General features: G+C 61.1%; 21 protein-coding genes and 2 tRNA genes. 15 read left to right on the top strand and 8 right to left on the bottom strand.

Annotation, left to right across the window (positions count from 1 at the left end; translation table 11 throughout):
- Positions 1–49: 49 nt before the first annotated feature.
- The 8 genes from FE840_RS09340 to FE840_RS09305 all read left to right on the top strand — a co-directional run bounded on the left by FE840_RS09340 (position 50) and on the right by FE840_RS09305 (position 10,884).
- Positions 50–589 (top strand): TRAP transporter small permease, encoded by a 540-nt coding sequence (locus FE840_RS09340; protein WP_138288352.1) that lies wholly within the window; start codon positions 50–52, stop codon positions 587–589.
- Positions 589–1,899, top strand: coding sequence for a TRAP transporter large permease (locus FE840_RS09335; RefSeq protein WP_138288353.1), 1,311 nt, complete (start codon positions 589–591; stop codon positions 1,897–1,899). The genes FE840_RS09340 and FE840_RS09335 overlap by 1 nt, the downstream gene beginning before the upstream one ends.
- A 283-nt stretch (positions 1,900–2,182) precedes the next feature.
- Complete coding sequence (locus FE840_RS09330) at positions 2,183–4,114, top strand: methyl-accepting chemotaxis protein (RefSeq protein WP_138288354.1); 1,932 nt, start codon at positions 2,183–2,185, stop codon at positions 4,112–4,114.
- A 222-nt stretch (positions 4,115–4,336) separates the two neighbouring features.
- Complete coding sequence (locus FE840_RS09325; protein WP_425502209.1) at positions 4,337–5,059, top strand: phosphoadenylyl-sulfate reductase; 723 nt, start codon at positions 4,337–4,339, stop codon at positions 5,057–5,059.
- 190 nt (positions 5,060–5,249) lie between these two features.
- Positions 5,250–6,206, top strand: coding sequence for a sulfate adenylyltransferase subunit CysD (gene cysD / locus FE840_RS09320; protein WP_138288356.1), 957 nt, complete (start codon positions 5,250–5,252; stop codon positions 6,204–6,206).
- 239 nt (positions 6,207–6,445) lie between these two features.
- Positions 6,446–7,924, top strand: a complete 1,479-nt coding sequence (cysN, locus tag FE840_RS09315) for a sulfate adenylyltransferase subunit CysN (protein WP_138288357.1) — start codon at positions 6,446–6,448, stop codon at positions 7,922–7,924.
- A gap of 143 nt (positions 7,925–8,067) precedes the next feature.
- Positions 8,068–8,976, top strand: a complete 909-nt coding sequence (locus FE840_RS09310; protein WP_138288358.1) for a MerR family transcriptional regulator — start codon at positions 8,068–8,070, stop codon at positions 8,974–8,976.
- A gap of 216 nt (positions 8,977–9,192) precedes the next feature.
- Positions 9,193–10,884 (top strand): methyl-accepting chemotaxis protein, encoded by a 1,692-nt coding sequence (locus FE840_RS09305; protein WP_138288359.1) that lies wholly within the window; start codon positions 9,193–9,195, stop codon positions 10,882–10,884.
- A gap of 31 nt (positions 10,885–10,915) precedes the next feature.
- Here FE840_RS09305 and FE840_RS09300 read toward each other — a convergent pair whose 3' ends face one another.
- Both FE840_RS09300 and FE840_RS09295 read right to left on the bottom strand, forming a co-directional pair.
- Positions 10,916–11,953, bottom strand: coding sequence for a LacI family DNA-binding transcriptional regulator (locus FE840_RS09300; protein WP_138288360.1), 1,038 nt, complete (start codon positions 11,951–11,953; stop codon positions 10,916–10,918).
- Between the two features lie 304 nt (positions 11,954–12,257).
- Positions 12,258–12,334, bottom strand: a tRNA-Pro gene (locus FE840_RS09295).
- 380 nt (positions 12,335–12,714) lie between these two features.
- Between FE840_RS09295 and FE840_RS09290 the strand changes: the two genes are divergently transcribed.
- Together FE840_RS09290 and FE840_RS09285 are read left to right on the top strand one after the other, a co-directional pair.
- Positions 12,715–13,119, top strand: a complete 405-nt coding sequence (locus FE840_RS09290; protein ID WP_138288361.1) for a hypothetical protein — start codon at positions 12,715–12,717, stop codon at positions 13,117–13,119.
- Positions 13,120–13,459: 340 nt separating this feature from the next.
- A complete protein-coding gene (locus FE840_RS09285; RefSeq protein ID WP_138288362.1) occupies positions 13,460–13,726 on the top strand; it encodes a hypothetical protein in 267 nt (88 codons plus the stop codon).
- Between the two features lie 52 nt (positions 13,727–13,778).
- On the opposite strand, the gene FE840_RS09280 is transcribed toward FE840_RS09285, so the two are convergent.
- Positions 13,779–14,384, bottom strand: coding sequence for an alpha/beta hydrolase (locus tag FE840_RS09280; RefSeq protein WP_138288363.1), 606 nt, complete (start codon positions 14,382–14,384; stop codon positions 13,779–13,781).
- Between the two features lie 101 nt (positions 14,385–14,485).
- Positions 14,486–15,418: a ring-cleaving dioxygenase gene (locus FE840_RS09275; RefSeq protein WP_138288364.1), complete on the bottom strand. Its 933-nt coding sequence runs from the start codon at positions 15,416–15,418 to the stop codon at positions 14,486–14,488.
- A gap of 164 nt (positions 15,419–15,582) precedes the next feature.
- Between FE840_RS09275 and FE840_RS09270 the strand changes: the two genes are divergently transcribed.
- Positions 15,583–16,500 carry a LysR family transcriptional regulator gene (locus FE840_RS09270; protein ID WP_138288365.1) on the top strand — a complete coding sequence of 306 codons (918 nt, stop codon included), beginning with the start codon at positions 15,583–15,585 and terminating at the stop codon, positions 16,498–16,500.
- On the opposite strand, the gene FE840_RS09265 is transcribed toward FE840_RS09270, so the two are convergent.
- The gene (locus FE840_RS09265; protein ID WP_138288366.1) at positions 16,490–16,963 is read right to left on the bottom strand and encodes a thiol-disulfide oxidoreductase DCC family protein; all 474 of its coding nucleotides are present in this window, start codon (positions 16,961–16,963) and stop codon (positions 16,490–16,492) included. The two genes, FE840_RS09270 and FE840_RS09265, sit on opposite strands and share 11 nt — an antisense overlap.
- 206 nt (positions 16,964–17,169) lie before the next feature.
- Here FE840_RS09265 and FE840_RS09260 point away from each other — a divergent pair, with 206 nt between their 5' ends.
- Positions 17,170–17,334, top strand: a complete 165-nt coding sequence (locus FE840_RS09260; RefSeq protein WP_171033752.1) for a hypothetical protein — start codon at positions 17,170–17,172, stop codon at positions 17,332–17,334.
- Between the two features lie 207 nt (positions 17,335–17,541).
- Here FE840_RS09260 and FE840_RS09255 read toward each other — a convergent pair.
- Positions 17,542–17,616, bottom strand: a tRNA-Gln gene (locus FE840_RS09255).
- A gap of 667 nt (positions 17,617–18,283) precedes the next feature.
- Between FE840_RS09255 and FE840_RS09250 the strand changes: the two genes are divergently transcribed.
- The 3 genes from FE840_RS09250 to FE840_RS09240 all read left to right on the top strand — a co-directional run bounded on the left by FE840_RS09250 (position 18,284) and on the right by FE840_RS09240 (position 20,201).
- Positions 18,284–18,844 carry a type 1 glutamine amidotransferase domain-containing protein gene (locus FE840_RS09250; protein WP_138288367.1) on the top strand — a complete coding sequence of 187 codons (561 nt, stop codon included), beginning with the start codon at positions 18,284–18,286 and terminating at the stop codon, positions 18,842–18,844.
- Between the two features lie 137 nt (positions 18,845–18,981).
- Positions 18,982–19,278, top strand: coding sequence for a cupin domain-containing protein (locus FE840_RS09245; protein WP_138288368.1), 297 nt, complete (start codon positions 18,982–18,984; stop codon positions 19,276–19,278).
- Complete coding sequence (locus FE840_RS09240) at positions 19,275–20,201, top strand: MBL fold metallo-hydrolase (protein ID WP_246318737.1); 927 nt, start codon at positions 19,275–19,277, stop codon at positions 20,199–20,201. Before FE840_RS09245 ends, FE840_RS09240 begins: the two co-directional genes overlap by 4 nt.
- 16 nt (positions 20,202–20,217) lie before the next feature.
- Here FE840_RS09240 and FE840_RS09235 read toward each other — a convergent pair whose 3' ends face one another.
- Both FE840_RS09235 and FE840_RS09230 read right to left on the bottom strand, forming a co-directional pair.
- Positions 20,218–21,186: a DUF1499 domain-containing protein gene (locus tag FE840_RS09235; RefSeq protein WP_138288369.1), complete on the bottom strand. Its 969-nt coding sequence runs from the start codon at positions 21,184–21,186 to the stop codon at positions 20,218–20,220.
- A 237-nt stretch (positions 21,187–21,423) separates the two neighbouring features.
- The gene (locus FE840_RS09230) at positions 21,424–22,410 is read right to left on the bottom strand and encodes a hypothetical protein (protein ID WP_138288370.1); all 987 of its coding nucleotides are present in this window, start codon (positions 22,408–22,410) and stop codon (positions 21,424–21,426) included.
- Between the last annotated feature and the right edge of the window lie 159 nt (positions 22,411–22,569).

The following is a 22,569-nucleotide window of genomic DNA, read 5'->3' as shown; positions in this document are numbered from 1 at the left end:
TCCCCCAAAGGGACGCGTCCGTTTTTTTCTCGCTGAACGGGATGACGACATGACCAAGGACACCCCTGTACTGATTGCCCGGATGGAGCTTTTTGCCAGCAAGCTTGCGGGATTCTTCGCCATCATCGGCGGTTTGCTGCTGCTGACGGCCTGTGTGCTGACCGTCCTTTCGATCATGGGCTCGATCGTCCTGCGCCCCCTTCCCGGCGAAATTGAACTTGTCGAGGCCCTTTGCGGCCTTGCAGTCTTTGCCTTTCTGCCCTTTTGCCAGCTGAAGCGCGGTCATGTGGGCGTTGACATCATCATTGGCGCGCTGGGTTCCAAGGCGATGAACTGGAGCCAGCTGATCGGCGATGTCCTGATTGCCGTCCTTTTCGCCGTCATCACCTGGCGTCATGCCATCGGCACCATGGACAAGTTCGAAAATGGCGAGATCACGCCGCTGCTGCTGCTCCCGGTGTGGTGGGGCTTTGCCGCTGCTCTGGTCCTGCTTGCGGCCAACCTGATCGTTTCCATTTTCGTTGTCATAGCCGATGCCAATGCAATCCGGCAGAAGAAGACAATTGTTTCTGCCATGGGAGTGCATTGATGAGCAGTATTGAAATCGGTCTGTGGTCCTTCCCGGTCCTGATCACGCTGATCCTGCTCAGGGTTCCGATCGGAGCCGCGATGCTGGCCACCGGTCTTGTTGGCACCTATCTGGTGCTTGGACGCTGGTCGCCGGTCCTGTCGCAGCTGAAGTCGCTCGCCTGGTCGACCAATGTCAGCTACTCGCTGTCGATCATTCCGCTCTTCCTGCTGATGGGGCAGTTTGCAGCCCGTGGCGGCATGAGCCAGGCCCTGTTCAACGCTGCCGCCGCCTTTCTGGGGCATCGAAAAGGCGGGGTCGCCATGGCTGCCGTCGGCGCCAGTGCGGGCTTCGGCTCGATCTGCGGCTCGTCGCTTGCAACCGCAGCCACCATGGCGCAGGTGGCCCTGCCGGAACTGAAGCGCAACGGCTATGCCGGCGGCCTTGCAACCGCCTCGCTCGCCGCCGGTGGCACACTCGGCATACTCATTCCGCCATCGGTCGTTCTGGTCATCTATGCGATCCTGGCCGAGCAGAACATCGCCAAGCTCTTCCTTGCCGCCTTCGTGCCCGGCGTGCTGGCTGCGGTGTCCTATCTGATCGTGATCGCCATCTATGTGCGGATCTGGCCGGAAAGTGCCGGGCAGGCCAAGCGCATTCCCTGGGCGGAGCGCATTCCGGCGCTGATTGCCGTCTGGCCGGTCGTTGCGATCTTCTCGGCCGTTGTCGGCGGTATCTATCTCGGTTTCTTCACGCCCACGCAGGCCGCCGCCGTCGGCGCAGTCGGTGCGGGCCTCGTGGCATGGGTGAATGGCGGGCTGGATCGCAAGACGCTTTTCACCTGCTTCAAGGAGACGGCGGTTTCGACCGGCATGATCTTCTTCATCATTCTCGGCGCGACCGCTTTCAACTCCTTCCTCGCCTTTTCGCGGCTGCCGCAGGTGGGCGCCGAATGGGTGACGGCGCAGGGCTTCAACCCGATGACAGTGCTGATCATCATCCTGATGCTCTACATCATCTTCGGCTGCATCATGGACTCGCTGTCGATGATCGTGCTGACCATCCCGATTTTCTTCCCGATCGTGACGGCCATGGATTTCGGCATGAGCCCGGAACACTTTGCCATCTGGTTTGGCATTCTCGTCCTGATGGTGGCGGAGATCGGCATGATAACGCCACCCGTGGGGCTCAATCTCTTCATCATATCGGCCATGTCGAAAGACGTGCCGATCCGGGAGACCTACAAGTCGATCATTCCCTTCATCTCGGCGGACCTGATGCGGATCATCATTCTGACGGCGTTCCCGATCATCTCGATCTTCCTGGTCTAGGCCAGCGGCAAATCTGCAGCTTAAGCTTTGAGAAGCGGTCGAAAGGCCGCTTTTTCATGTCCAGGCTTCAGCTTCACCGAAAGCTTGCACCCTATATTTTGGGTATGAATTTGAGCAAAGAGCCTTAAGTCCCCGGATAGACTGACCTCTGTAACAATCCGCATCAGTACCACCGCTGCATGATGAGGCGGCCCCCAGATAGCAAGATATAAGCAGCGCCAATGTTCAGGCATCGGCGAACGATGCTCCTTTGCTTCATCTCGTAACGGAGGAATGATAGCCAATGCCTTTCCTGAAAAATGCCCCTATTCAAACCAAGATCCTGTCTGTCCTGATCCCGATCTGCCTCGTCGGGATTGGCGGAACGCTTTATGTTGCCAAAGGCTTTTCCTCGGCGGATGAAGAATACTCCCGCTTTATTGCCGAAGACAACGTCGCCTCGGCGGAGGTTTCGCGTGCGGTCACCTCGCTTGTTGCCGTCGGCTATACGACCTTCCAGTCGCTGATGTACGACCCGTTTGCTCCGGAATGGAAACGGGTACAGCATGACTATACCGAGAACCGCGATGCGCTTTTTGAGCGTCTGGCAAAGGCGAAGGCCCTGACCCCCGAATATGCTGCAGACCTCGACCGGTTCGCCGACGACGCCCGCTCGATCATGACCATCGCGGACCAGGCCATCGCGGCCAGCGCCAGAGGCGATTCCGAGACAGCATCTTCACTGGCAATAGAGATCACGCCATTGATCGCCAAATGGCGGGGTGAAATGCGGACCTGGAACGATACCGTCGTCGAGGCGCTGATGACGGAGAGCGCTGCGATCTCGAAGAACTCCTCGCAGACGATCATCAACTCGATCGTGACGCTCGCATTGCTTTTTGCTGCCGGTATCGGTCTGGCTCTGCTGATTTCGTCTCGCGGGATTACCCGGCCGATCCACAGTCTCAGGGCGCGAATGGCAACGCTTGCCGATGGCGATACAGGGACCGAAATCTTCGGCATGGACCGCAAGGATGAACTGGGGGAGATGGCCAAGGCCGTTGCGGTCTTCCGCGACAATGCGCTGGAGCGCCAGCGTCTGGAAAGCGAGACGGCGGCTGCACGCAGCCTTTCTGAGACAGAGAGACTGGAGCGCGAAAAGCTGAAGGCAAAGGAAGCAGCAGACATAGAATTTGCCGTCGATCACCTGGCAACGGCCCTTGGTCATATGTCGGAAGGCAATCTCGGCCACCGTATCAACGAGAGTTTTGCCGGACAGCTCGATGTCATCCGTGATCGGTTCAACAGCTCTGCATCCAAGCTGGAAGATGCCCTGTCGCAGGTGATGCAGAACTCACGCGCGATCGGGGCCGGATCGCAGGAAATCCGCGCCGCCGCCGATGATCTGGCAAAACGCACCGAACAACAGGCCGCCTCGGTCGAGGAAACGGCGGCAGCCCTTGAGGAAATCACGACGACAGTCAAAGATTCGACACGCCGCGCCCAGGAAGCGGGTGAGCTTGTGGCAAAGGCAAAGACCGGTGCCGAAAAGTCCGGCGAAGTGGTGCGCAATGCTGTTGTCGCGATGAAGCAGATCGAGAAGTCTTCAAGCGAGATCGGCAACATCATCAGCGTCATCGATGAAATCGCCTTCCAGACGAACCTTCTGGCGCTGAACGCCGGTGTGGAGGCGGCCCGCGCCGGGGAAGCCGGCAAGGGATTTGCCGTTGTTGCACAGGAAGTGCGGGAGCTTGCCCAACGATCGGCCTCGGCTGCCAAGGATATCAAGGCACTGATCAATGCATCGAATGTTCAGGTCCAATCCGGCGTCAGCCTGGTTGATCAGACCGGAACGGCACTTGAGACGATTGTCGCCGAAGTCCAGGAAATCAACCGGCATGTTCGCGCCATTGTGGAGGCAGCCCAGGAACAGTCGGTCGGGTTGCAGCAGATCAACTCTGCCGTCAACCAGATGGATCAGGATACGCAAAAGAACGCTGCCATGGTCGAGGAATCGACCGCCGCCAGCCACAGCCTCGCCAAGGAAGTTACTTCGCTGAACCAGCTTCTCTCGCAGTTCAAGCTGAGCGGCAAACAGGCCGAGCAGCAGGTTCGTGCGGCGCAGGAAGATAGCAAGCCGGTCGCTTCCCCGGCCCGCGCTCTGGGCCGCAAGCTCGCCTCCGCCTTTGGTGGCCGGACAGCCGCAGCCCCTGCCCCGGGCTGGGACGAGTTCTGAGCCCACTCTCCTCCTGACCTTCGAGAAGGCCGGCGCCACCGCGTCGGCCTTTTTTTCGTGTCGGCAGGACGAATTCGCGGCATTGGTCCACTGAGGAGAGATATTTGCTCTCAGCAGCAAAGGTTTCGGAACGCGCGTTTCTGTGCAGCAGGCTACAGCACTGCAATAATTGGCAGCATACAATTACAGGATGTTGCCATGAGCCTGCACGACCAGACCGCAATGGCTGCGGAGCTAGACCGCGAATTGTCAGAGCTGTCGCTCACCGAGCGCCTGCGCATTGTCGCGGGCCTTGATGGCCGTGCCGTCTTCACGACCTCGCTTGGCATCGAGGATCAGGTGATTACCGCGGCCATCGGGCTTGCCAACCTTCCGATCGATGTCTCGACGCTGGAGACGGGTCGCCTCTTCCAGGAGACGGTGGATCTGATTGCCGAGACCGAAGAGCGTTTCGGCATCGCGATCAAGCGGTTTTATCCGCGCCAGGACGATATCGATGCCTATGCGGCAAAGTATGGCCTGAACGGCTTTTACGAAAGCGTCGAAGCGCGGCATGCCTGCTGTCATGTGCGCAAGCTGGTGCCGCTGGGGCAAGCGCTTTCCGGCGCCCGCTTCTGGATCACCGGTTTGCGCCGCTCCCAGTCCGGCAACCGGGCCGCCACGCCCTTTGCCGAATATGACGCCGAGCGCGACCTGATCAAGGTGAACCCGCTGGCCGACTGGTCGACCGAGGACATCAATGCTTACGTCGAGGCGGAAAGCGTTCCGACCAATCCGCTGCACAAGCGCGGCTACCCCTCGATCGGCTGCGAGCCCTGTACGCGGGCGATCAAGCCGGGCGAGCCGGAGCGCGCCGGCCGCTGGTGGTGGGAGAAAGACGAAAAGCGCGAATGCGGGCTGCATGTGCCGGAGGCGGCAGCGTCTTCGGTGCCGACGCCGGCTTGAACTGATTTTGCTCCGGTAGCTGCCCCTCATCCGGCGGCCGCCACCTTCTCCCCGTGAACGGGGAGAAGGGCACCGGGGTTACCGCTCTGCCTCTTCTCCCCGCCTGCGGGGAGAAGGTCCCGGCAGGGGGATGAGGGGCAAAGCGAACGAACATTTTGCGGGCGGTTGCCCAACGAAAGAAAAGAAGACCATGCACGTACACACATCCGAATTCGATCCGCATTCCAAGGATCCCGTCACCAAGCCGCCGCTCGATCCGCATCTGAAGGCGCTGGAAAACGAGGCGATCTATATCTTCCGCGAAGTGGCTGCCGAGTTTGAAAAGCCGGTCATGCTCTATTCGATCGGCAAGGATTCGTCCGTTCTCTTGCATCTGGCGCGCAAGGCCTTCTTCCCCGGCCGCGTGCCCTTCCCGCTTCTGCACATCGACACCGGGTGGAAATTCCCCGAGATGATCGCGTTTCGCGATGCCACCGCCGAGAAGTTCGATCTCGACCTGATCGTGCACACCAACCCGCGCGGGGCTGCCGAGGGCATCGGTCCGTTCAGCCATGGCTCGGCCTATCATACCGACGTGATGAAGACGGAAGCGCTGCGCCAGGCGCTGGACGCCGGCAAATATGACGCGGCCTTCGGCGGCGCGCGCCGCGACGAGGAAGCAAGCCGCGCCAAGGAGCGCATCTATTCCTTCCGCACGCCCGACCACAAATGGGACCCGCGCAACCAGCGCCCGGAACTGTGGAACATCTATAACGGCATGATCCGCCGGGGTGAAAGCGTGCGCGCCTTCCCGCTGTCGAACTGGACCGAGGTCGACATCTGGCGCTACATCCAGGCCGAAAACATCGAGCTGCCGCCGCTCTACTTTGCCAAGAAGCACAGATATGTCGAGCGCGACGGCATGCTGATGTGGGCGGAAGACCCACGCTTCGAGCCCCTGCCGGGCGAACAGATCCAGGAAGGAAGCTTGCGCTTCCGCACGCTCGGCTGCTGGCCGCTGACCGGCGGCATCCGCTCCAATGCGACCACCCTCGACGAGGTGATCGCCGAACTCGAAATCGCCACCGTTTCCGAACGCCAGGGCCGCGCCATCGACCGCGACCAGGCCGGATCGATGGAAAAGAAGAAGCGGGAAGGCTATTTCTGATGGTTTCGCATCGCGACATCGGCGGTTTTCGCTCTCCCCCCGCGTGGGGAAGAAAACCCCCTCTGGCCTGCCGGCCATCTCCCCCACAAGGAGGGAGACACCCTGTGGATACCGCTCGCTCCGCCGTCACGGAGCGCTCTCGGCCCCAAAGCCCCTCCCCTTGTGGGGAGGGGTTGGGGAGTGGTTCTCGCCTTCCAATTCCGGTGCCCTGCACACAATCTCTTCCCAAGGTATCTGACATGACCCAGACCGCCACCCTCGCCGTCGCCTCCGTTGCTCCCCATGCAGACACCGCGCCCGTCATCCGCGACTCGCGTCCCCTGCGCCTGATCACCTGCGGCTCCGTCGACGACGGCAAGTCGACGCTGATCGGTCGCCTGCTTTGGGATACCAAGGCCGTCAAGGAAGACCAGGCGGCGACGCTGCGCCGTGATAGCGGCCAGCAGAACGATCTCGGCCTGCCGGATTTCGCCCTGCTGCTCGACGGTCTGCAGGCGGAGCGCGAACAGGGCATCACCATCGATGTCGCCTATCGCTATTTCGCCACCGACCGCCGCTCCTTCATCGTTGCCGATACGCCCGGCCACGAGCAGTATACCCGCAACATGGCAACCGGCGCCTCGACGGCGGATCTCGCCATCCTGCTCGTCGATGCGCGTGCCGGCCTGCTCGAACAGACCCGCCGCCATGCCACCATCGCCTCGCTGATGGGCATCAAGCAGTTCGTTCTCGCGGTGAACAAGTTCGACCTCGTCGGCTATGACAAGGCCGTGTTCGACCAGATCAGCACCGAATTCAAGGCGCTGGCCCTGTCGCTTGGCGTGCGCCAGGTCACCGCGATCCCGATGTCGGCGCTGAAGGGCGAAAACGTCGTCTATTCCGGCCGCTCGGTGATCCCGTGGTATGAAGGCCCGACGCTGGTGGAGACGCTGGAACTCGCGACGCTCCGCTCCGGCCAGTCAACCGGTTTCCGCCTGCCGGTGCAACGCGTCTCGCGTCCGGGCGAGAGCTTTCGCGGCTATCAGGGCACGGTTGCCGGCGGCGCGGTGAAGCCGGGTGATAGCGTCGCCGTCCTGCCCTCCGGCCAGGTGGCCAATGTCAAGCAGATCGTCACCTTCGACCTGGTGCGCAACGCCGCCGTTTCAGGTGACGCGATCACTTTGGTGCTCGACCGCCAGGTGGATGTGGCGCGCGGCGACATGATCGTGTCACTCGACGCCCAGCCGCAGACGGGGCTTGCCTTCGATGCGCAGATCGTGGCGCTTCAGCCCGACGGGATCGTGCCGGGGAAGCGCTACTGGCTGAAGGCCGGTTCGCGTCGCCAGCGCGTGCAGGTCGAACCGGTGCAGCAGCTGGATCTCAAGTCCGGCAAGTGGCAGGCGGCCGAGATGCTGCAGATGAATGCGATCGGCAAGGTGCATCTCGCCTTCGACGAGACCGCGATCTTCGACCCCTATGAACAGAACCGTGGCACCGGCGCCTTCATCCTGATCGATCCCGACACCAACAATACGGTGGCCGGCGGCATGATCACCGCCAGGCGCTCGGAACTCGGCGGGCTGAACGCCCATGACGGCCGCGTGATCCTATCGCTACCTGCGGACCTCGCAGATGAGCTCCTGGCGACCGAACTCTTGGCCAGCCGCCGCGACGAGGTGGAAGCCCGCCGCCTGACCACGGCAGCCGCACGGCAATTGCTGGATGATATTGACGGGTGATAGCCGGACCAGGCGACGCCTTCGCACCGACATCGAACGGCTTGCTTCGCGCTGGCCGTTTGCATTTGAAGCCGCTGCTGCAAGCCCGCTTTTATTCCTGAAATGCCACGCTAATATAGGTTGCAAATCGGCGAGGTTCCAGCATGGATCGTAAGGGGCGGCAGGAAAAGGACGTGTTGGTCGGCCTGGCCGAAACACTTGCAACGAGCGGAATCTCGAAACTGCTGCTGCATGCCTGGGAACGGCGGTACGGCATAGAACCTGCCGTACGCAGCCCGACGGGTCGGCGCTTCTACACACACGAACAGGTGGAGCGGCTGCGCCTGTTGAAGTCCTGCACAGACGGCGGTCACAGGATTGGTTCGCTGGTGGCATTGTCGAACGAGGCCCTGTCGCGGCTGGAATGCGAACTGGTGGGCCGGCAGGCACTGGCGGAGATCATCGACGCCATCCAGTCGATGGACAGCGATCGTCTGCAGGCGCTCTTGCAGGCACGCGCTGAAACCGAAGCGCCCGAGCATTTCATTCGCGTCACCGTGCTGCCGCTGATGCGCGAAATCGGTTCGATGTGGGTCGCCGGCCAGATCTCGATCGCGGCGGAGCACATGACGACAGCCTATATCAAGCGCGTCCTCGGGGGGCTCTTCGACCGGTGTCCGATGCCATCGCCCGACGCGCCGCGCCTTGTGGCCACGACCCCGGAAAAGGAAGACCACGATATCGGTGCGCTGGTCGTGAGCCTGCTCGCGCGGCTCAGGGGCTGGAATGCGCTGTTTCTCGGTGCGGGCCTTCCAGCCAGCGAAATCGCCGATGCAGCCCATCGGCGCCAGGTCGCCTGCGTCTGCCTGAGTGCGCTTGTCGGACGCGTGGGGTTTTTGCAGCTCCATCTCCAGACGCTTAGATCGTCTCTTTCGCCTGATATCGACATCTGGATCGGCGGCGCGGCCTACAGCAACCTCCCTCCGATTGCCGGCGTCTCCTTCATGTCTGACATGGATGTCTTCCTGGAGGCGCTGACATCGGCGGCGCCGGCGCTGCAAAAGGACAAGTGAGCGCAGGCCTCGTAGCTTAACTCGGGTTCCCACTCTTTGCGGCTCTTCTCCCCGACAGTGCGGCGCGGTGGCGCGTGCCCGGATCATTACAAAAAATCGCACTAAAAATATACAAAACGTTCATATCTTAGTTTTTCGTTTAGTTTTTGTATGCATTTTCCCTTCAGCTAATTTTCGTGGAACCAGCAGAGGCCTGCTGGGCGATTGGGGGAAAAAATGGGATTTTCGGGCTTTTCGAATGCAAAAACCGTTGCCAAGACCCTGGCGCTCGATGCGCTGCAGGCCAATGTCATGGTGGCCGATGCCAATCTCAACATCACCTACATGAACCCGGCGGTCATGGACCTGCTGAAGGAAGCCGAAGCTGACCTGAAGAAGGAACTGCCGAAGTTCAGCGTTGCGACCCTGATCGGCAGCAATATCGACATCTTCCACAAGAACCCCTCGCATCAGCGCAACATGCTGGCCGCGCTGAAGAACCGCCACAGCGCGACGATCACCATTGGCACCCGGGTGTTCGACCTGCTCGTCACTCCGCTCAAGGAAGGTTCGAAAACGATAGGCTTCGTGGTCGAATGGGCCGACGCCAAGGCGCGCCTGCTGAATGTCGATTATGCAGCACAGATTGCCGCGATCTCTCGCTCACAGGCAATCATCGAGTTTACCGTCGATGGCAAGATCATGAGTGCCAATCAGAACTTCTTCAACCTGATGGGCTATTCGCCAGCGGAGATCATCGGACAGCACCACAGCATGTTTGTCGACAAGGCGCATGCCAATTCCGAGGAATACAAGAAGTTCTGGCAGACGCTGCGTGATGGCCAGTATGTCGCCGCCGAGTTCCCGCGCATCACGAAGGCCGGCAAGGAGGCGATCATCGCAGCCTCCTACAATCCGATCCTCGACATCAAGGGCAAGGTGGTGAAGGTGGTGAAGTTCGCTACCGACGCGACCGCGCGCGTCCAGACCATGAACTCGCTCGGCAACGCGCTGAAGCGGCTCGGTTCCGGCGACTTCGGCTTCCAGTTGACCGAGCCGTTTGCTGCGGAATTCGAAATTCTGCGCCATGATTTCAACCGATCGGTTTCGCAGCTCTGCGACACGTTCCGGGAAATCTCGGCCAGCGTCGAGCTGCTCAGCCAGGGAACGCGGGAAATCACCCAGGGTGTCGGTGACCTCTCGCGGCGCACGGAGAGCCAGGCCGCCAATCTCGAGGAGTCGGCTGCGGCGCTTGAGGAAATCACCGCCAATGTCAGTTCGTCTGCCCAGCGTGCGCAGGAGGCCCGAACCGTCGCCGGCTCGGCCAAGGCCAGCGCCGAAAAATCCGGCGATGTGGTCGCACAAGCCGTCGACGCGATGAGCCGCATCGAGGGGTCCTCGTCCAAGATCTCCAACATCATCGGCGTGATCGACGAGATCGCCTTCCAGACCAATCTCTTGGCGCTGAATGCCGGCGTCGAGGCCGCGCGCGCCGGTGAGGCCGGACGTGGCTTTGCCGTTGTCGCCCAGGAAGTGCGAGAGCTCGCGCAGCGCTCGGCCAAGGCGGCGAAAGAGATCAAGGATCTCATCCAGACCTCCGCCAGCGAGGTGGCTTCCGGCGTGAAGCTGGTCAGCGATACTGGCGGGGCGCTGAAAGCGATCAGTCAACTCATCGTCGAGATCAACGATCATATCGTTGCCATTTCGACGGCGGCGGGCGAACAGTCGTCCGGTCTGATCGAGGTCAACAGCGCCGTGAACGGTATGGACCAGATGACCCAGCAGAACGCGGCGATGGTCGAGGAAAGCAGTGCAGCCGCCGCGACTCTCTCAACGGAAATCGACAAACTGCGCGGCATGGTCGGCCAGTTCAATCTCGGCTCAACCCAAGGCACCGCGAATATTCATGGTTTCAGCCGTGCCGCCTGAGCGATATCTCTCCTGACGGCAGGCGTGCGCCTCACCCCTGTCGTGCGGTGGAGGCCCTGCGAACCAGTGTGAAGCCCAGGTCGACAAGGCTTGGGCTTGCCGACCCACGATCAAGCGCACGCAAGATCATGTCAACGGCGCGGAAGCCGATTTCGTAGCGGGGAATACGGACAGACGTGATCGCCGGCACGGAAACGGCGACATAATCCATATCGTTATAGCCGCAAATGCCGAACTGGGACGGAATGTCGATGCCGCGCCGCTGGCACTCGAAAACTGCCCCCAGCGCCAATTCATCATGATGGCAGAAGGCAGCATCCGCATCGGGTACCGTCTGCAAGAGGCGATCGAGGAGATGGCCGCCCAGGGGAACGCTGGTCATATGGTCCAGCGCGATGATCAAGGCAGGATCATACAAGCCCGCCTCCTTCATCACAGCCGTATAGCCCTCGAGACGACGTCTGGCTCTGGCGTCCCAGCGCCCACCCAAAAGGCCAATGCGCCTGTAGCCGCTTTCAATCAGGTGGCGCGTGGCCATTTCGCCCGCGACCTTGTGATCGATGCCGATGGCCATGTTGGCGGGCGCCTTCGACACATCCATGATCTGGACGACGGGACAGCGGGCAACCCGCAGCATGTCTTCCACTGCCGGATTGGTATCCACATTGGCAAAGATGATGCCCGTCGGGTTCTGGGCGAGGAACTGCTTGAGCTGGCGCACTTCGTCTGCGGGATCGTAAGTGGTATTGGCATATTGGATGCGCAGATCAGTGGACCGGACCCGATCCTCGATCCCGCGCATGACGCCGAGATAGGCATGGTTCGTCAGAGCCGGCGATATGACGCCAATAATGCCGCTGTCACTGCTGGCCAGCGCACGGGCGGCGAAATCGGGAATGTAGCCCATGCTGTCGACGAATTTCAGAACTGTTTCCCGCAAATCCGGAGAGACCTTGTCGGGCTCCCGCAAGGTGCGCGATACCGTGATCGAACTGACACCCGCCGCCTGCGCCACATCACTCAATGTGACCCTCTGGTGCCGGTTCCGCTGCCTTTTTCCTGCCGACATGCCATACCCCCTGAGCGCCGACCATCACAACCTGAACTTGCTCCCCAGCAGGTCCAGGATCTCAGTTCCCTCTCTCCCCGAGGGGAAAGCTAGGCGAGAAACCCATTCATGGCAATCGCTTAGTGCGCATCGGAAAGTTCGAATATGTTACAACGATTGATATAAAGGCAAAATGGTCATGCCCCATAGCCGATATTTCATAAAATCTTTGCGCGAAACCACCTACCAAGCGCAATCCCGATCATCGCCAGGATTTGCAGTGGCCAGACACGAAAAAAGCCCGCTTGCGCGGGCTTTTTCAAGCTGGTCGGAGTGGCAAGATTCGAACTTGCGACCCCCACGTCCCGAACGTGGTGCGCTACCAGACTGCGCTACACTCCGTGACCAGCGCCGGTTCTATAGACCAGTGATTTTCGTTTCACAAGCAGAAGAATCCAAAAAATCTGAGCCAAAATGAAATTCTGGTGACAGTTTCAACCCTGCCGAAGCGGGCTCTGCGACAGACAAAACTGCGGGAGCGGAACCGTGGCAGGATGCCGATCTGAAGCCCGCCTTGTCCCTCCGGCAATCGGTCGGAATGGTGCGCTCGCCAATGTCGTGGCAAGCCGGCATCACCTTGGATTTTTCATCGATCCGGCGAGGACGCCCGATTTCAAGCGGACGGGTTTACAGCTACTGCAGGCTTGGGGAGAATCGCATGCGCCGGTGGAGCCGGTGCATGACTCGTATCTTCTGCTCTTACAGGGTCGAGGTTGAAGGCAATGAAAGTTCGCGCATCGATGATTGCAGGGCTGGCGCTCACGCTTGCAGGCTGCACGACAACGGGACCGGCAAAAAACGCCATTGAAGAAAAGTGGAATGGTCGGGAAGCCGGGGCCTTTTTTGCCAAGTTCGGACCGCCGGTGGCAGATACCGCCGCCGGAGGGGCAACCCTTTACACCTGGCGCGGCGGCAGAAGCACCCGGACGCTGCCGGCTGAATATGAGACGGCGCGTGATGGCACCAGGGGTCGCCTGCTGCGCCCGGCCAGAACCGTCTATCTGCGCTGCGAGGTGCAACTGACCGTTTCGCCCGACTACGTGATCCGCAGCGTGCGCACGGTTGTCGACCGACCCGGCGCAAATGGCGGACCGAGCTATTGTGAAGAATTCCTGACGGCGAATTGAGATCCGGATTGGCAGGATTGATCTGGCCTACATGCCGGGTCCTGCCAAGCCCTGTTCATCCAGGGGTCTGCTGCGCGTTCGGTTGAGCGTGCATGGGAGGATGCCGTGGATGACACCCTCCCTGTACGCAATACTGAAACCAACGCGCTTCGCTACGCACTACCTGTTGGAAGCACGAATTTTATAGCCGGTCCTTGGTTAATAGCTTCCTTACGCACTTCAGATTTTATGGTTAATTTTCAGTAAGCTACGTAAATGCGAGAGCTGAAGGCAGCGCTGACGCAAAGCCTTGAATGCGGCGGACCGGCACTTGCTGATGTTCTTATTTTGTTCTATCTACATGAGCATGACCAGCACGCTCGACACCCTTGGAAAAGCCGCACGCCACAACATGCTGATCGTGGCCACCTGCCGCAAATGCGACCGCCAGGCCCGCTTCCTGGCGCGCGATCTGGCGTCTCTGTATGGCCATGGCCGCGATCCCCGCAACCTGCCCTTTGTCTGCAGCAATTGCGAAATGCGTGACTGCAAGGTGACGATCATGGGCAATCCCTATGACCGGACTCCGGAGACGGTTGTCTGGAAGCCGGTCAAGGTGAAGCTTTAGAGCGAAGCATCCCAGTGCCGTTGATCGGAATCGCCGTTCATCGGAACGGCTGTTAGCGGCGCAGGAAGTCGGCGATCGCCTCGATCTCGACCTTTTGGATTTCGTGGCCGCCGGAATGGGTGACGGACTGGACATCGCCACCCTGTGCTTCGAGATAGTCGATCAATGCCTTGGTCAGTGCAGGCGGACAGATCGGATCGCGTGCGCCAGCCGTCACCAGCAGCGAGACGGAGGCAAGGCCCGGCTGGGGCTCTGGTGTCCAGGGGATCAACGGATGCATCAGCACGGCGCGATCAATGAGATCCGGTTCCTCGAACAGGACGGAGGCCAGGATATTGGCACCGTTGGAATAGCCGATGCCATAGATCGGAGTAGCGGGATGGCGATCCTTGTGGGCACGGATGAAGCCGGCCATGGCGCGCCTTCGCGCTGCCAGATCCGCCATGTCATAGATCCCCTCGCCCGTGCGACGGAAGAAGCGGTTGGCGCCATGTTCGGAGACATCGCCGCGCGGTGAAACGAAACCGGCCAAGGGCAGGATCTGCTTGACCAGACCGGGAAACTGATGCTCGTCACCGCCGGTGCCATGAAAGGCAAAAACCAGCGGTTCGCCGGGCTCAGGTGCCTGATAGAGATGGTGATAGGCGTCTAGCGACATGGGTGCGTTCTCTTGGTTTGGCGCGGAGCTCTGATAGAAGACGATGCCAGTGGTCCCACCGGCATCGGTCCGGTGAAGGGTCGTTGAAGTCCGGCCCGCCCTCAGTCGCGGATCGGTGGCAGATGGGCCTCGATCTGGGCACGATGCGGCTGATAGCGGGTCGGCAGCTTCAGGGCCTCGCCGAGATGGGCGCTGTCCTCGTCACGGTCAAAGCCGGGTTCATTCGTGGCAATCTCGAACAATACGCCTGCGGGGGTGCGGAAGTAGATGGCCCAGAAATAATCGCGGTCGATAACCGGGGTGACATTATAGCCGGTGTCGAGCAGGGCCCGACGAACGGCGAGCTGGGCTGCACGGTCCTCTACCGCAAAGGCGATGTGATGCACGGAGCCTGCCCCCTGGTTGGCGCGGGCCGCAGCCGGAATGACCTCCAGATCGATGAAATCGGCACCGTTGCCATCGGGAATGGCATAGCGGATCATCTCGCCCTGACGATCAACCGGCTGATAGCCCATATATTGCAGGAGTTCGGCGGTCGCGCCTTCATCGCGCAGGCGCATGGTGGCGCCACGGAAACCGTGAATGCCCTCGTCCTTCGATACCGAGCCACCATCAAATGGCGTGCGGTGATCGCCATCGACCTCGGCGAGCGCGAAGCCGTCACCGTCGGGACCGAGGAAGCGCAGCCGCTTTTCGCCGAAGAGTTCGTAACCCTCAAGGCCAGCGACCTTCAGACCGGAGAGGCGTTCCTGCCAGAAGGGCAGCGTGCCCTTCGGCACGGAAAAGACAGTTTCGGCCACTTCGCCGGCCCCACGGCTGCCGCGCGGCATGGCGCCAAAGGGAAAATAGGTCATGACGGAACCGGGCGTGCCGACTTCATCGCCGTAATAGAGATGATAGACGTCGGGCGCATCGAAATTCACGGTCTTCTTGACGCGGCGCAGGCCGAGCGTGCGGGTGAAGAAGTCATTGTTGGTCTGGGCATCGGCTGCCATCGAAGTCACATGGTGCAGGCCCTTGATTTCCTTGATCATCGTCCTTGTCCTTCCAGATGTGCTTGAAGATCCGCCAGGCGGCAATTCGCGCCGCCGGGATCTTTTGTCTGGAGCCAATATGGGGGATGGATTTACACCAGAGAATAGGCATAATCCGGCATATATTATTGCGAATTCTGTAAAAATGGCCGAGGCAGTCACCCATGGGCGAAGTCGAGAGCATAAGGATGTTTCTGACAGTCGCAGAGCAGCGCAGCTTTACGGCGGCGGCACGGCTTCTTGGCACGACGCCCGCTTCCGTCACCCGTACGGTTGCCGCGCTTGAAGATCAGTTGGGTGTGCAGCTTCTCTTGCGCACGACGCGACAGGTTTCACTGACCTCGGCGGGCGCAGCCTATGCGGCGCGCGTTGCCCCGCTGGTTGCGGCATTGAAGGAGGCGAGCGAGGAAACGCGCGACCTGCAGAAGGTGACGGCGGGGTCGCTGCGCATCTCCGCGCCGATGTCGCTTGGCATAGAGATCCTGCCAACGGTGGTGCGCCAGTTCTCCATTATCCACCCGAAAACGCGGGTCTCGATTGCGCTGTCGGATCGCTTTGTCGATATCGTCGAGGAGGATTATGATCTGGCAATCCGGATTTCCGGGCCGCCATCGGACAAGTCCACCATATGGCGCAAGATCTGCCCCTGCCCGCGCATTCTCGTCGCCTCACCGGCCTATCTCGACGAACACGGAAAACCGGAACAGCCGGAAGATCTGACACGGCTCGAATGCCTGAGTTACCAGGATGAGAACCGTCATGAGACGTGGGAGCTCAGCCGCAACGGCCAGACACGGGTCATCACCGCCAAAGGGCGCTTCAGCGTCAACAATGGCGACTTTCTCGCGCAACTGGCGCTCGCTGGCGAAGGGGTCGCCCTTCTGCCGCTGTTCATCGTCGAGCCTGCGCTGAAGGCCGGGCGACTGACCCAGGTTCTCGACCAATGGTCACCGCCGGAAACCTGGCTGACGCTCTATTATCCACCCTATGCGCAATTGCCGCTGCGCGTTGCGACCTTCTCCGATTTCTTCGAGGTCTATATTCGCGAGACCTGGGAAGGTGCTTCAGTGATCAATCGATGATGCGGACCTTCAGGCCGGGCGACGGCACCATGCAGGTCTCATAGCGCCCGAAAATGCGGTAGCGGTTTCTCGCGATCAGGTCATAGACCGGCTCACCCACCCGACGTGGCAGGCGACCGACTGCCGACGGCAGCGACCACGGAAAGGCAAAACGGCGCACCACCTCGGCGAAGCCCTCAATCTTGGTAAAAAGCTGACCGTTGATGATCACGAGATTGGTCGAAAAATCCACCGGATCAAGCCCATAATGCTGATAGAGCCTCTGGCCGATCGGCCCTTGCGCTGGCGTGAAGCGGAAGAAGGCATCGCGATCACGGGCGAAGACGAAGCGGACGAAGGACGAGCAGAAGATACATTCATGATCGAAGACAATGAGGCCGTAGCGCCCGTCGAAACCCGCAAGGGTGTCAAGGCTGACGGGTTGCTCCATCTCCGGCATTACTGGCAGGGCCTCTGGTTGCATTGACCGTCTCCCTTGTCCGCATTCATGCCTCGTGAGGCACACATTTTTGCAGGCTCATAAGGCTTATATGGTCATGCAGACTGACAAGGGAAAGTCGAGACCGGATCTGCGTTCTTCGCATGGCTGATCCGCCTTCTTGTGCATTGCGAAATCATCGTGCGCTTCCCATGTCTTCTCTGTCTGAACAACGAGAAAGAGAGCACATCATGTCCAGCCAGAGCAAGAACCGCCTTGGTTTCTTCCGCGAGGCTTTTGCCGTCCTCGGCGCCGCAGCGGCCGCGTCCGCCGCCGTCGATACGCATCGCCGCCCGAAGGACCGTGACCTGCGCACGCTTGGCATCGACCCCAAGGACTTCACCGCGCGCTTCTGAGAGCGACCGGCGTCAACTGCCATCCTATGAGACAACCGGCCCGGATTGAGGCCGGTTTTTTGCGTCCTGATCAGCCCGATGAAAGGCCCTGACCGACAACCGGATATCCTTTCATCGGTGTTGTTCGATATCCTCAAGCTAAGACAAACAGGATCACCGATGCCTGTGAATGATGCTCGCCATGCATCGTGTCGGACAGGGAAACTTTGGCTGGGGCGCCAGGATTCGAACCTGGGAATGTCGGTACCAAAAACCGATGCCTTACCGCTTGGCGACGCCCCAACGGGGATCTGAGCGGCTTGGCCCAAATCACGGTGGCGCCTGATTAGCAAAGGTCGGGCGCGGCGGCAATGATGTTTCGATTGGTTTTTGACGCTTTTTCACGGGCGGTCGACAAGGCGGTGGAATGGCGGCTCCAAGGGCTCATCTGCAGAGGAGGTGGTGGAGCCTGCAGACGCCATGCGATACGGATGATGCCGCTCACAGTCCGGCCCCTGACCTCGCGGCCTGCCCCGTTACGGGCCTGTCTGAAAAGGCTTGCAAGACCTTTTTCCCACAAGAACTGTCCGGCCCACTCCAGGGGTCGTGAGCCGTACCTGCTGAAGATCGCCGGGGACCAGGCCTTTGCCGCCATTCCTCCCGGCAATGGGCCTCTGCAATTGCTATCTCATAGAACAAGGGTGCCCATGTCGCGGTTCGGGTGCGGAGGCTGTTGCCGCCGGTGCAATCTGTGAACGAACAGGTGGCAGGCACGCGCAACCTGCTCTGGCGATCGAAACGACGGATGTTGCTCGGGAACGTTCGCAGCCGTTGCGGGTTGTCCTTCGACCCTGTGCCTCCCCCATCGGATGCAGCGCTTTATCGGCTTACTTGATGGGTCTCTGCGCCCTGACGCGTTGAAACCCTGCGGGCGGAGCCGGGGCACAACCACGAGGAAAGGACAATAGGCATGCCATCCATCGATACATCGAGAATTCTCATTCTCGCGACCCATGGCTATGAGCGTTCCGAGCTTCGCGTGCCGCTCGAAAAGCTTTCGGACAAGGGTGCCACCGTTTCAATTGCCTCGCTCGAAGAGGGGCCGATCAAGAGCTGGGACGAAAAGGACTGGGGCGATACCGTTGATGTCGATCTGACCGTCGATCAGGTCGATGCCAGCGACTATGATGCGCTGGTCATTCCCGGCGGCCAGATCAATCCGGATCTCTTGCGCAAGGAAGAAGCCGCTGTCGAAGTCGTGCGCGCCTTCGTCAAGAGCGGCAAGCCGGTTGCCGCCGTCTGCCATGGCCCTTGGCTTCTGGTCGAGGCGGATGCGCTGCGCGGGCGCAAGGCAACCTCCTATGCCTCCATCCGCACCGACCTGAAGAATGCCGGCGCCGACTGGCGCGACGAGCCGGTCGTCACCGACCAGGGCATCGTTACCTCGCGCAATCCGGGCGATCTCGATGCCTTTGTCGACAAGATCGTCGAGGAAGTGGAGGAAGGACGCCACGATCGTCGTGCAGCCTGATGGCCGGATAAGTCGACGATGATGAGCGACCAGACAGACCCTTTCCCGATCCGCCATCGGGGAAGGGTTTTTGTTTGGCCTTTACGAGCGGGTCCTTGAGGGTCTATCCCGGTTATGAACAGTTTCGGAGGCCCATCATGCCCGGATATTCCGCCCGCCCGCCGGCCATGGCGACCACGCTCGTCGATGATCAACTGACGCGCGTCATCCGCTGGGATTTCGAGCCGGGTGCAGCGACCGGCCATCACACCCATGGCATGGACTATGTCGTGGTGCCGCTGACGGACTGCCATTTCCTTATCGAAGACGAAAGCGGCGAGCGGCGGGTGCAAGTGGCGGCCGGCGAAAGCTACCGGCGCGAGGCCGGGATTTCCCACAATGTGATCAATGGCGGCACCTCGCCCATGAGTTTTATCGAGATCGAATACAAATGAGCGATGAGCAGACGGCAGAGATGCCGGCCTTCAATACCGTGTTTGAACCGCATCATGGCAAGGCCGTGCCAGTGGCCGAGGGGGTGGAGCGGATCACGGTCAACAATCCGAGCCCCTTCACCTTTCACGGGACCAACAGCTACATTGTCGGTGATCGCTCGGTCTGCGTCATTGATCCGGGGCCGGAGGATGATGCCCATTTCGAGGCGCTGATGGCGGCCCTCAAGGGCCGCGAGGTGACGCATATTGCGGTGACCCATACGCATCGGGACCACTCGCCGCTGGCCCGCCGTCTGAAGGCGGCAACCGGGGCTGTGCTTGTGGGCGAAGGGCCGCACCGCACCGCAAGGCTGTTGCATGATGGCGAGGTCAATCCCTTTGCCGAAAGCTCGGATACGGAGTTCCTGCCGGATATTGCCCTTGGCGACGGTGATGTGATTGCGGGCGATGGCTGGCAGCTGAAGACGGTGCTGACGCCCGGCCATGCGGCCAATCATGCGGCCTTTGCGCTGGAGGATCGCGGCATCCTGTTTTCCGGGGATCATGTCATGGCCTGGGCGACATCGATCGTGGCGCCGCCGGATGGCTCCATGGGGGCCTTCATGGCCTCGCTCGACCGGCTGCTGGAGCGCGACGACCGGATCTATCTTCCCGGTCATGGCGGGCCGGTGAGCGAGCCGCCGGCCTTTGTGCGGGGACTGCGCACGCACAGGCGCATGCGCGAGCGGAGCGTCTATGAGCGGGTGCGCAGCGGCGACCGGCTGATCGCCGATATCGTCAAGGTGCTCTATGCCACCACCGATCCGCGCCTGCACGGGGCGGCAGCGCTTTCGGTGCTGGCCCATCTCGAAGAACTGGTGGCGAAGGGCATGGTGAAAACCGAAGGTCCGGTTCGGCTTGCCGGCGTGTTCGAGGCGGCCTGATACCAGATCCCGGGGATCAGTTGGCGCCGGCGATGCCGAGAAGCTCGGCATCGAGCGCCCGCAGGAAATCCTCGGCGATGACATCGGAAAAGCCGAGGTCATGCGCCCCGAAGCGGCTTGCGACCCGCATGTCGATCAGGGTCATTTCCGCCTCTTCGCGCAGCCGGATCACCGCATCGAAGGGAAGCCCGAAGACGAGGCTGCGGGTTTCGAGCTGCAGGCGAATGGTGCCTTCCGGCTCGGGCGGCAGCGACGGATCGGACACGGCTGCCAGTTCGGCCGGTGATGGCGGCTCGGGGCGGGCGCCGGGCAGCGGCCCGGTGGTCGGCAGGCCATCCTGGGCGGCAGCTCCTGCGTCCGCCCCGAGATCTGCCCCCTCTTCCGCTTCGCCAGCCGGGGTCGCCGGTGGCTGAAAATCCGGCAGGGCATATTCCTCGCCGCGGCTTGCCACCACGCGCAGACGATTGGCATCGGCGACAGTCCGCACCGCCTCGAAGACGCGATCGAGGCCACCGTCATAGCGGCGGCCCGTCAAGCCCGGATAGGCCTCGGTCTGCAGGGCGCGCATGGCGGAGGACATGGGCGGGCGCGGCAGGAACTGCTGGTTGGCGAGAGGCTCGGCGATGAAGGCCGGGACATCGTTGAGGTCGGTCGAGACATCATAGAGCAGCGGCTTCTGATAGAAGAGAAAGGTGCCGTAACCGACCAGGCCGAGCACGGGCGCGGCAAGGACCAGCGCCCAGGCGGAGGCCACGCCGCCCAGCGCACCGACAAACCAGAGCCGGACGAGGCCGATCAGCGCCAGCGGCACGGCAAAGGCGGCGGGCACGGCAGCAACCAGCACAAGGGCCACGAAATCCGGCGTCTTCAGCGGGCCAAAGCGATGGGCGAGGAACACCACGACCAGCATGACCAGCGAAAACAGGGCAAGCCTGCGGGCAAGAAAGGCCGAAGGCGAGACGGGGCGGTCATAACGAACGATCATTGTTCATCCGGATTGCAAAAAGGCGGGCGCCAAGCGGCGTGCTCGAAAAGCGGGCTGGCCGGGAAGTCCAGATTCCTTCTAAGCAGACTTTCGTTGGCAAGCCAACGATTCATCCGCTTAGGGTTTTTGTTTGGCGCAGGTTCTCGTCGTAAAATCGTGGGACGCTTTTACGAAACCTGCTTCGCGCATCACCGGAAAAATCGGAAAGGGATTTCCGGGTCCATCCTCTGTCGCGTATCAGGGGACGTCTTCCGGTGGCGGGCTCTGGCGGCGGTTGAACAGCGGATTGCCGCCTGAATTGTCGTCCTCCGGCAGGGCCTGAGGCAGATCATCATCCTCCGGCAGCGGCGCGATCTCGTTCATGGAAGGCGTATCACGCACGCCGTCTTCATAGCTATCTGGCGCCTGGGGCGGCGCGCTGCCGGGGAGGATCGGCACATAAAGCGAGACGAGGACGAAGGTGCCGATGACCACGAGCCAGCTGCCGACGATGCGGGCGGGGATGACCAGCCAGCCATTGGAGGGACCAGTCGAAGGGCCATCGCCGACATCGCGGAACTGCCGCAGCATCAGGCCGGGGGCAAGCAGGATCCACACGGCGGCAAGCACGGCGGCCGTGGTGAAATCCTTGAGCCCGATGCCGAAATCATCAAGCCCGATGAAAAGCGACAGCGAGAAGGAAACGACCATGGTGGCCGCGACCAGACCGGCAAAGCGCAGCCGCTCGGGCAGCCAGAGGGCCGCCCCCGTCAGCATGACGGCGACCGGCGCAATCAGAAACATCTCATGGCCAAGCGGGCTTTGCAGGATCACGGAAAAGATCGGATCGAAGAAGAGCATCATCGGCACGATGACGGCGAGAAAAGCGCCGATCACATAGCCCACCTGTCGGTCGCGCGGCAGAAGGGCAAGACCAAAGGAAATGCCGAGCATGGCCAGCACCAGATCATAGACCGACAGCGTGAAGAGATAGCCGAGCTCGAAAAAGGCAAAGTCATGGGGGATGGACAGCGACAGCACGACCGGCAGGATGCCGGCCACAAGCAGCGCCAGCGACCAGCGAAAGCCGCGCCGTCGGCTCACCCTGCGCAGCCGCGCAAGCCCTGACGGATTGCCCTCGATCACCACATCCATGGCCGAAGCCGACCCCCCTGCCCTTACCCCCGAAGCGGATTTGCGGCGGCTCTTCTGGTTCGGACGGGGCTTGTGCGGGCGCTTGCTCATGCGGGCTGTTGTGCCGGAGATGGGGCGGATGAGGCAAGGGGGATTATGGGGTGGGAGAAAGGACAGGCGCGCGGGTCAATCACCCCACATACCTGAAAAGTTGCAGCGGTTTGACGATCTCCCGCCCTGAATCTATGATCAAGCACCGAATTGGAGTCC

The organism is Peteryoungia desertarenae (genome assembly GCF_005860795.2).
GTDB classification, from domain to species: Bacteria; Pseudomonadota; Alphaproteobacteria; order Rhizobiales; family Rhizobiaceae; genus Allorhizobium; species Allorhizobium desertarenae.
This window is presented reverse-complemented; position numbering and strand designations above follow the sequence as displayed.

Coding starts and splice junctions, on each gene's coding strand:
- FE840_RS09340 (WP_138288352.1), top strand. CDS start 50: ATGACCAAGGACACCCCTGTACTGATTGCCCGGATGGAGCTTTTTGCC.
- FE840_RS09335 (WP_138288353.1), top strand. CDS start 589: ATGAGCAGTATTGAAATCGGTCTGTGGTCCTTCCCGGTCCTGATCACG.
- FE840_RS09330 (WP_138288354.1), top strand. CDS start 2,183: ATGCCTTTCCTGAAAAATGCCCCTATTCAAACCAAGATCCTGTCTGTC.
- FE840_RS09325 (WP_425502209.1), top strand. CDS start 4,337: ATGGCTGCGGAGCTAGACCGCGAATTGTCAGAGCTGTCGCTCACCGAG.
- cysD (WP_138288356.1), top strand. CDS start 5,250: ATGCACGTACACACATCCGAATTCGATCCGCATTCCAAGGATCCCGTC.
- cysN (WP_138288357.1), top strand. CDS start 6,446: ATGACCCAGACCGCCACCCTCGCCGTCGCCTCCGTTGCTCCCCATGCA.
- FE840_RS09310 (WP_138288358.1), top strand. CDS start 8,068: ATGGATCGTAAGGGGCGGCAGGAAAAGGACGTGTTGGTCGGCCTGGCC.
- FE840_RS09305 (WP_138288359.1), top strand. CDS start 9,193: ATGGGATTTTCGGGCTTTTCGAATGCAAAAACCGTTGCCAAGACCCTG.
- FE840_RS09300 (WP_138288360.1), bottom strand. CDS start 11,953: ATGTCGGCAGGAAAAAGGCAGCGGAACCGGCACCAGAGGGTCACATTG.
- FE840_RS09290 (WP_138288361.1), top strand. CDS start 12,715: ATGAAAGTTCGCGCATCGATGATTGCAGGGCTGGCGCTCACGCTTGCA.
- FE840_RS09285 (WP_138288362.1), top strand. CDS start 13,460: ATGAGCATGACCAGCACGCTCGACACCCTTGGAAAAGCCGCACGCCAC.
- FE840_RS09280 (WP_138288363.1), bottom strand. CDS start 14,384: ATGTCGCTAGACGCCTATCACCATCTCTATCAGGCACCTGAGCCCGGC.
- FE840_RS09275 (WP_138288364.1), bottom strand. CDS start 15,418: ATGATCAAGGAAATCAAGGGCCTGCACCATGTGACTTCGATGGCAGCC.
- FE840_RS09270 (WP_138288365.1), top strand. CDS start 15,583: ATGGGCGAAGTCGAGAGCATAAGGATGTTTCTGACAGTCGCAGAGCAG.
- FE840_RS09265 (WP_138288366.1), bottom strand. CDS start 16,963: ATGCAACCAGAGGCCCTGCCAGTAATGCCGGAGATGGAGCAACCCGTC.
- FE840_RS09260 (WP_171033752.1), top strand. CDS start 17,170: ATGTCCAGCCAGAGCAAGAACCGCCTTGGTTTCTTCCGCGAGGCTTTT.
- FE840_RS09250 (WP_138288367.1), top strand. CDS start 18,284: ATGCCATCCATCGATACATCGAGAATTCTCATTCTCGCGACCCATGGC.
- FE840_RS09245 (WP_138288368.1), top strand. CDS start 18,982: ATGCCCGGATATTCCGCCCGCCCGCCGGCCATGGCGACCACGCTCGTC.
- FE840_RS09240 (WP_246318737.1), top strand. CDS start 19,275: ATGAGCGATGAGCAGACGGCAGAGATGCCGGCCTTCAATACCGTGTTT.
- FE840_RS09235 (WP_138288369.1), bottom strand. CDS start 21,186: ATGATCGTTCGTTATGACCGCCCCGTCTCGCCTTCGGCCTTTCTTGCC.
- FE840_RS09230 (WP_138288370.1), bottom strand. CDS start 22,410: ATGAGCAAGCGCCCGCACAAGCCCCGTCCGAACCAGAAGAGCCGCCGC.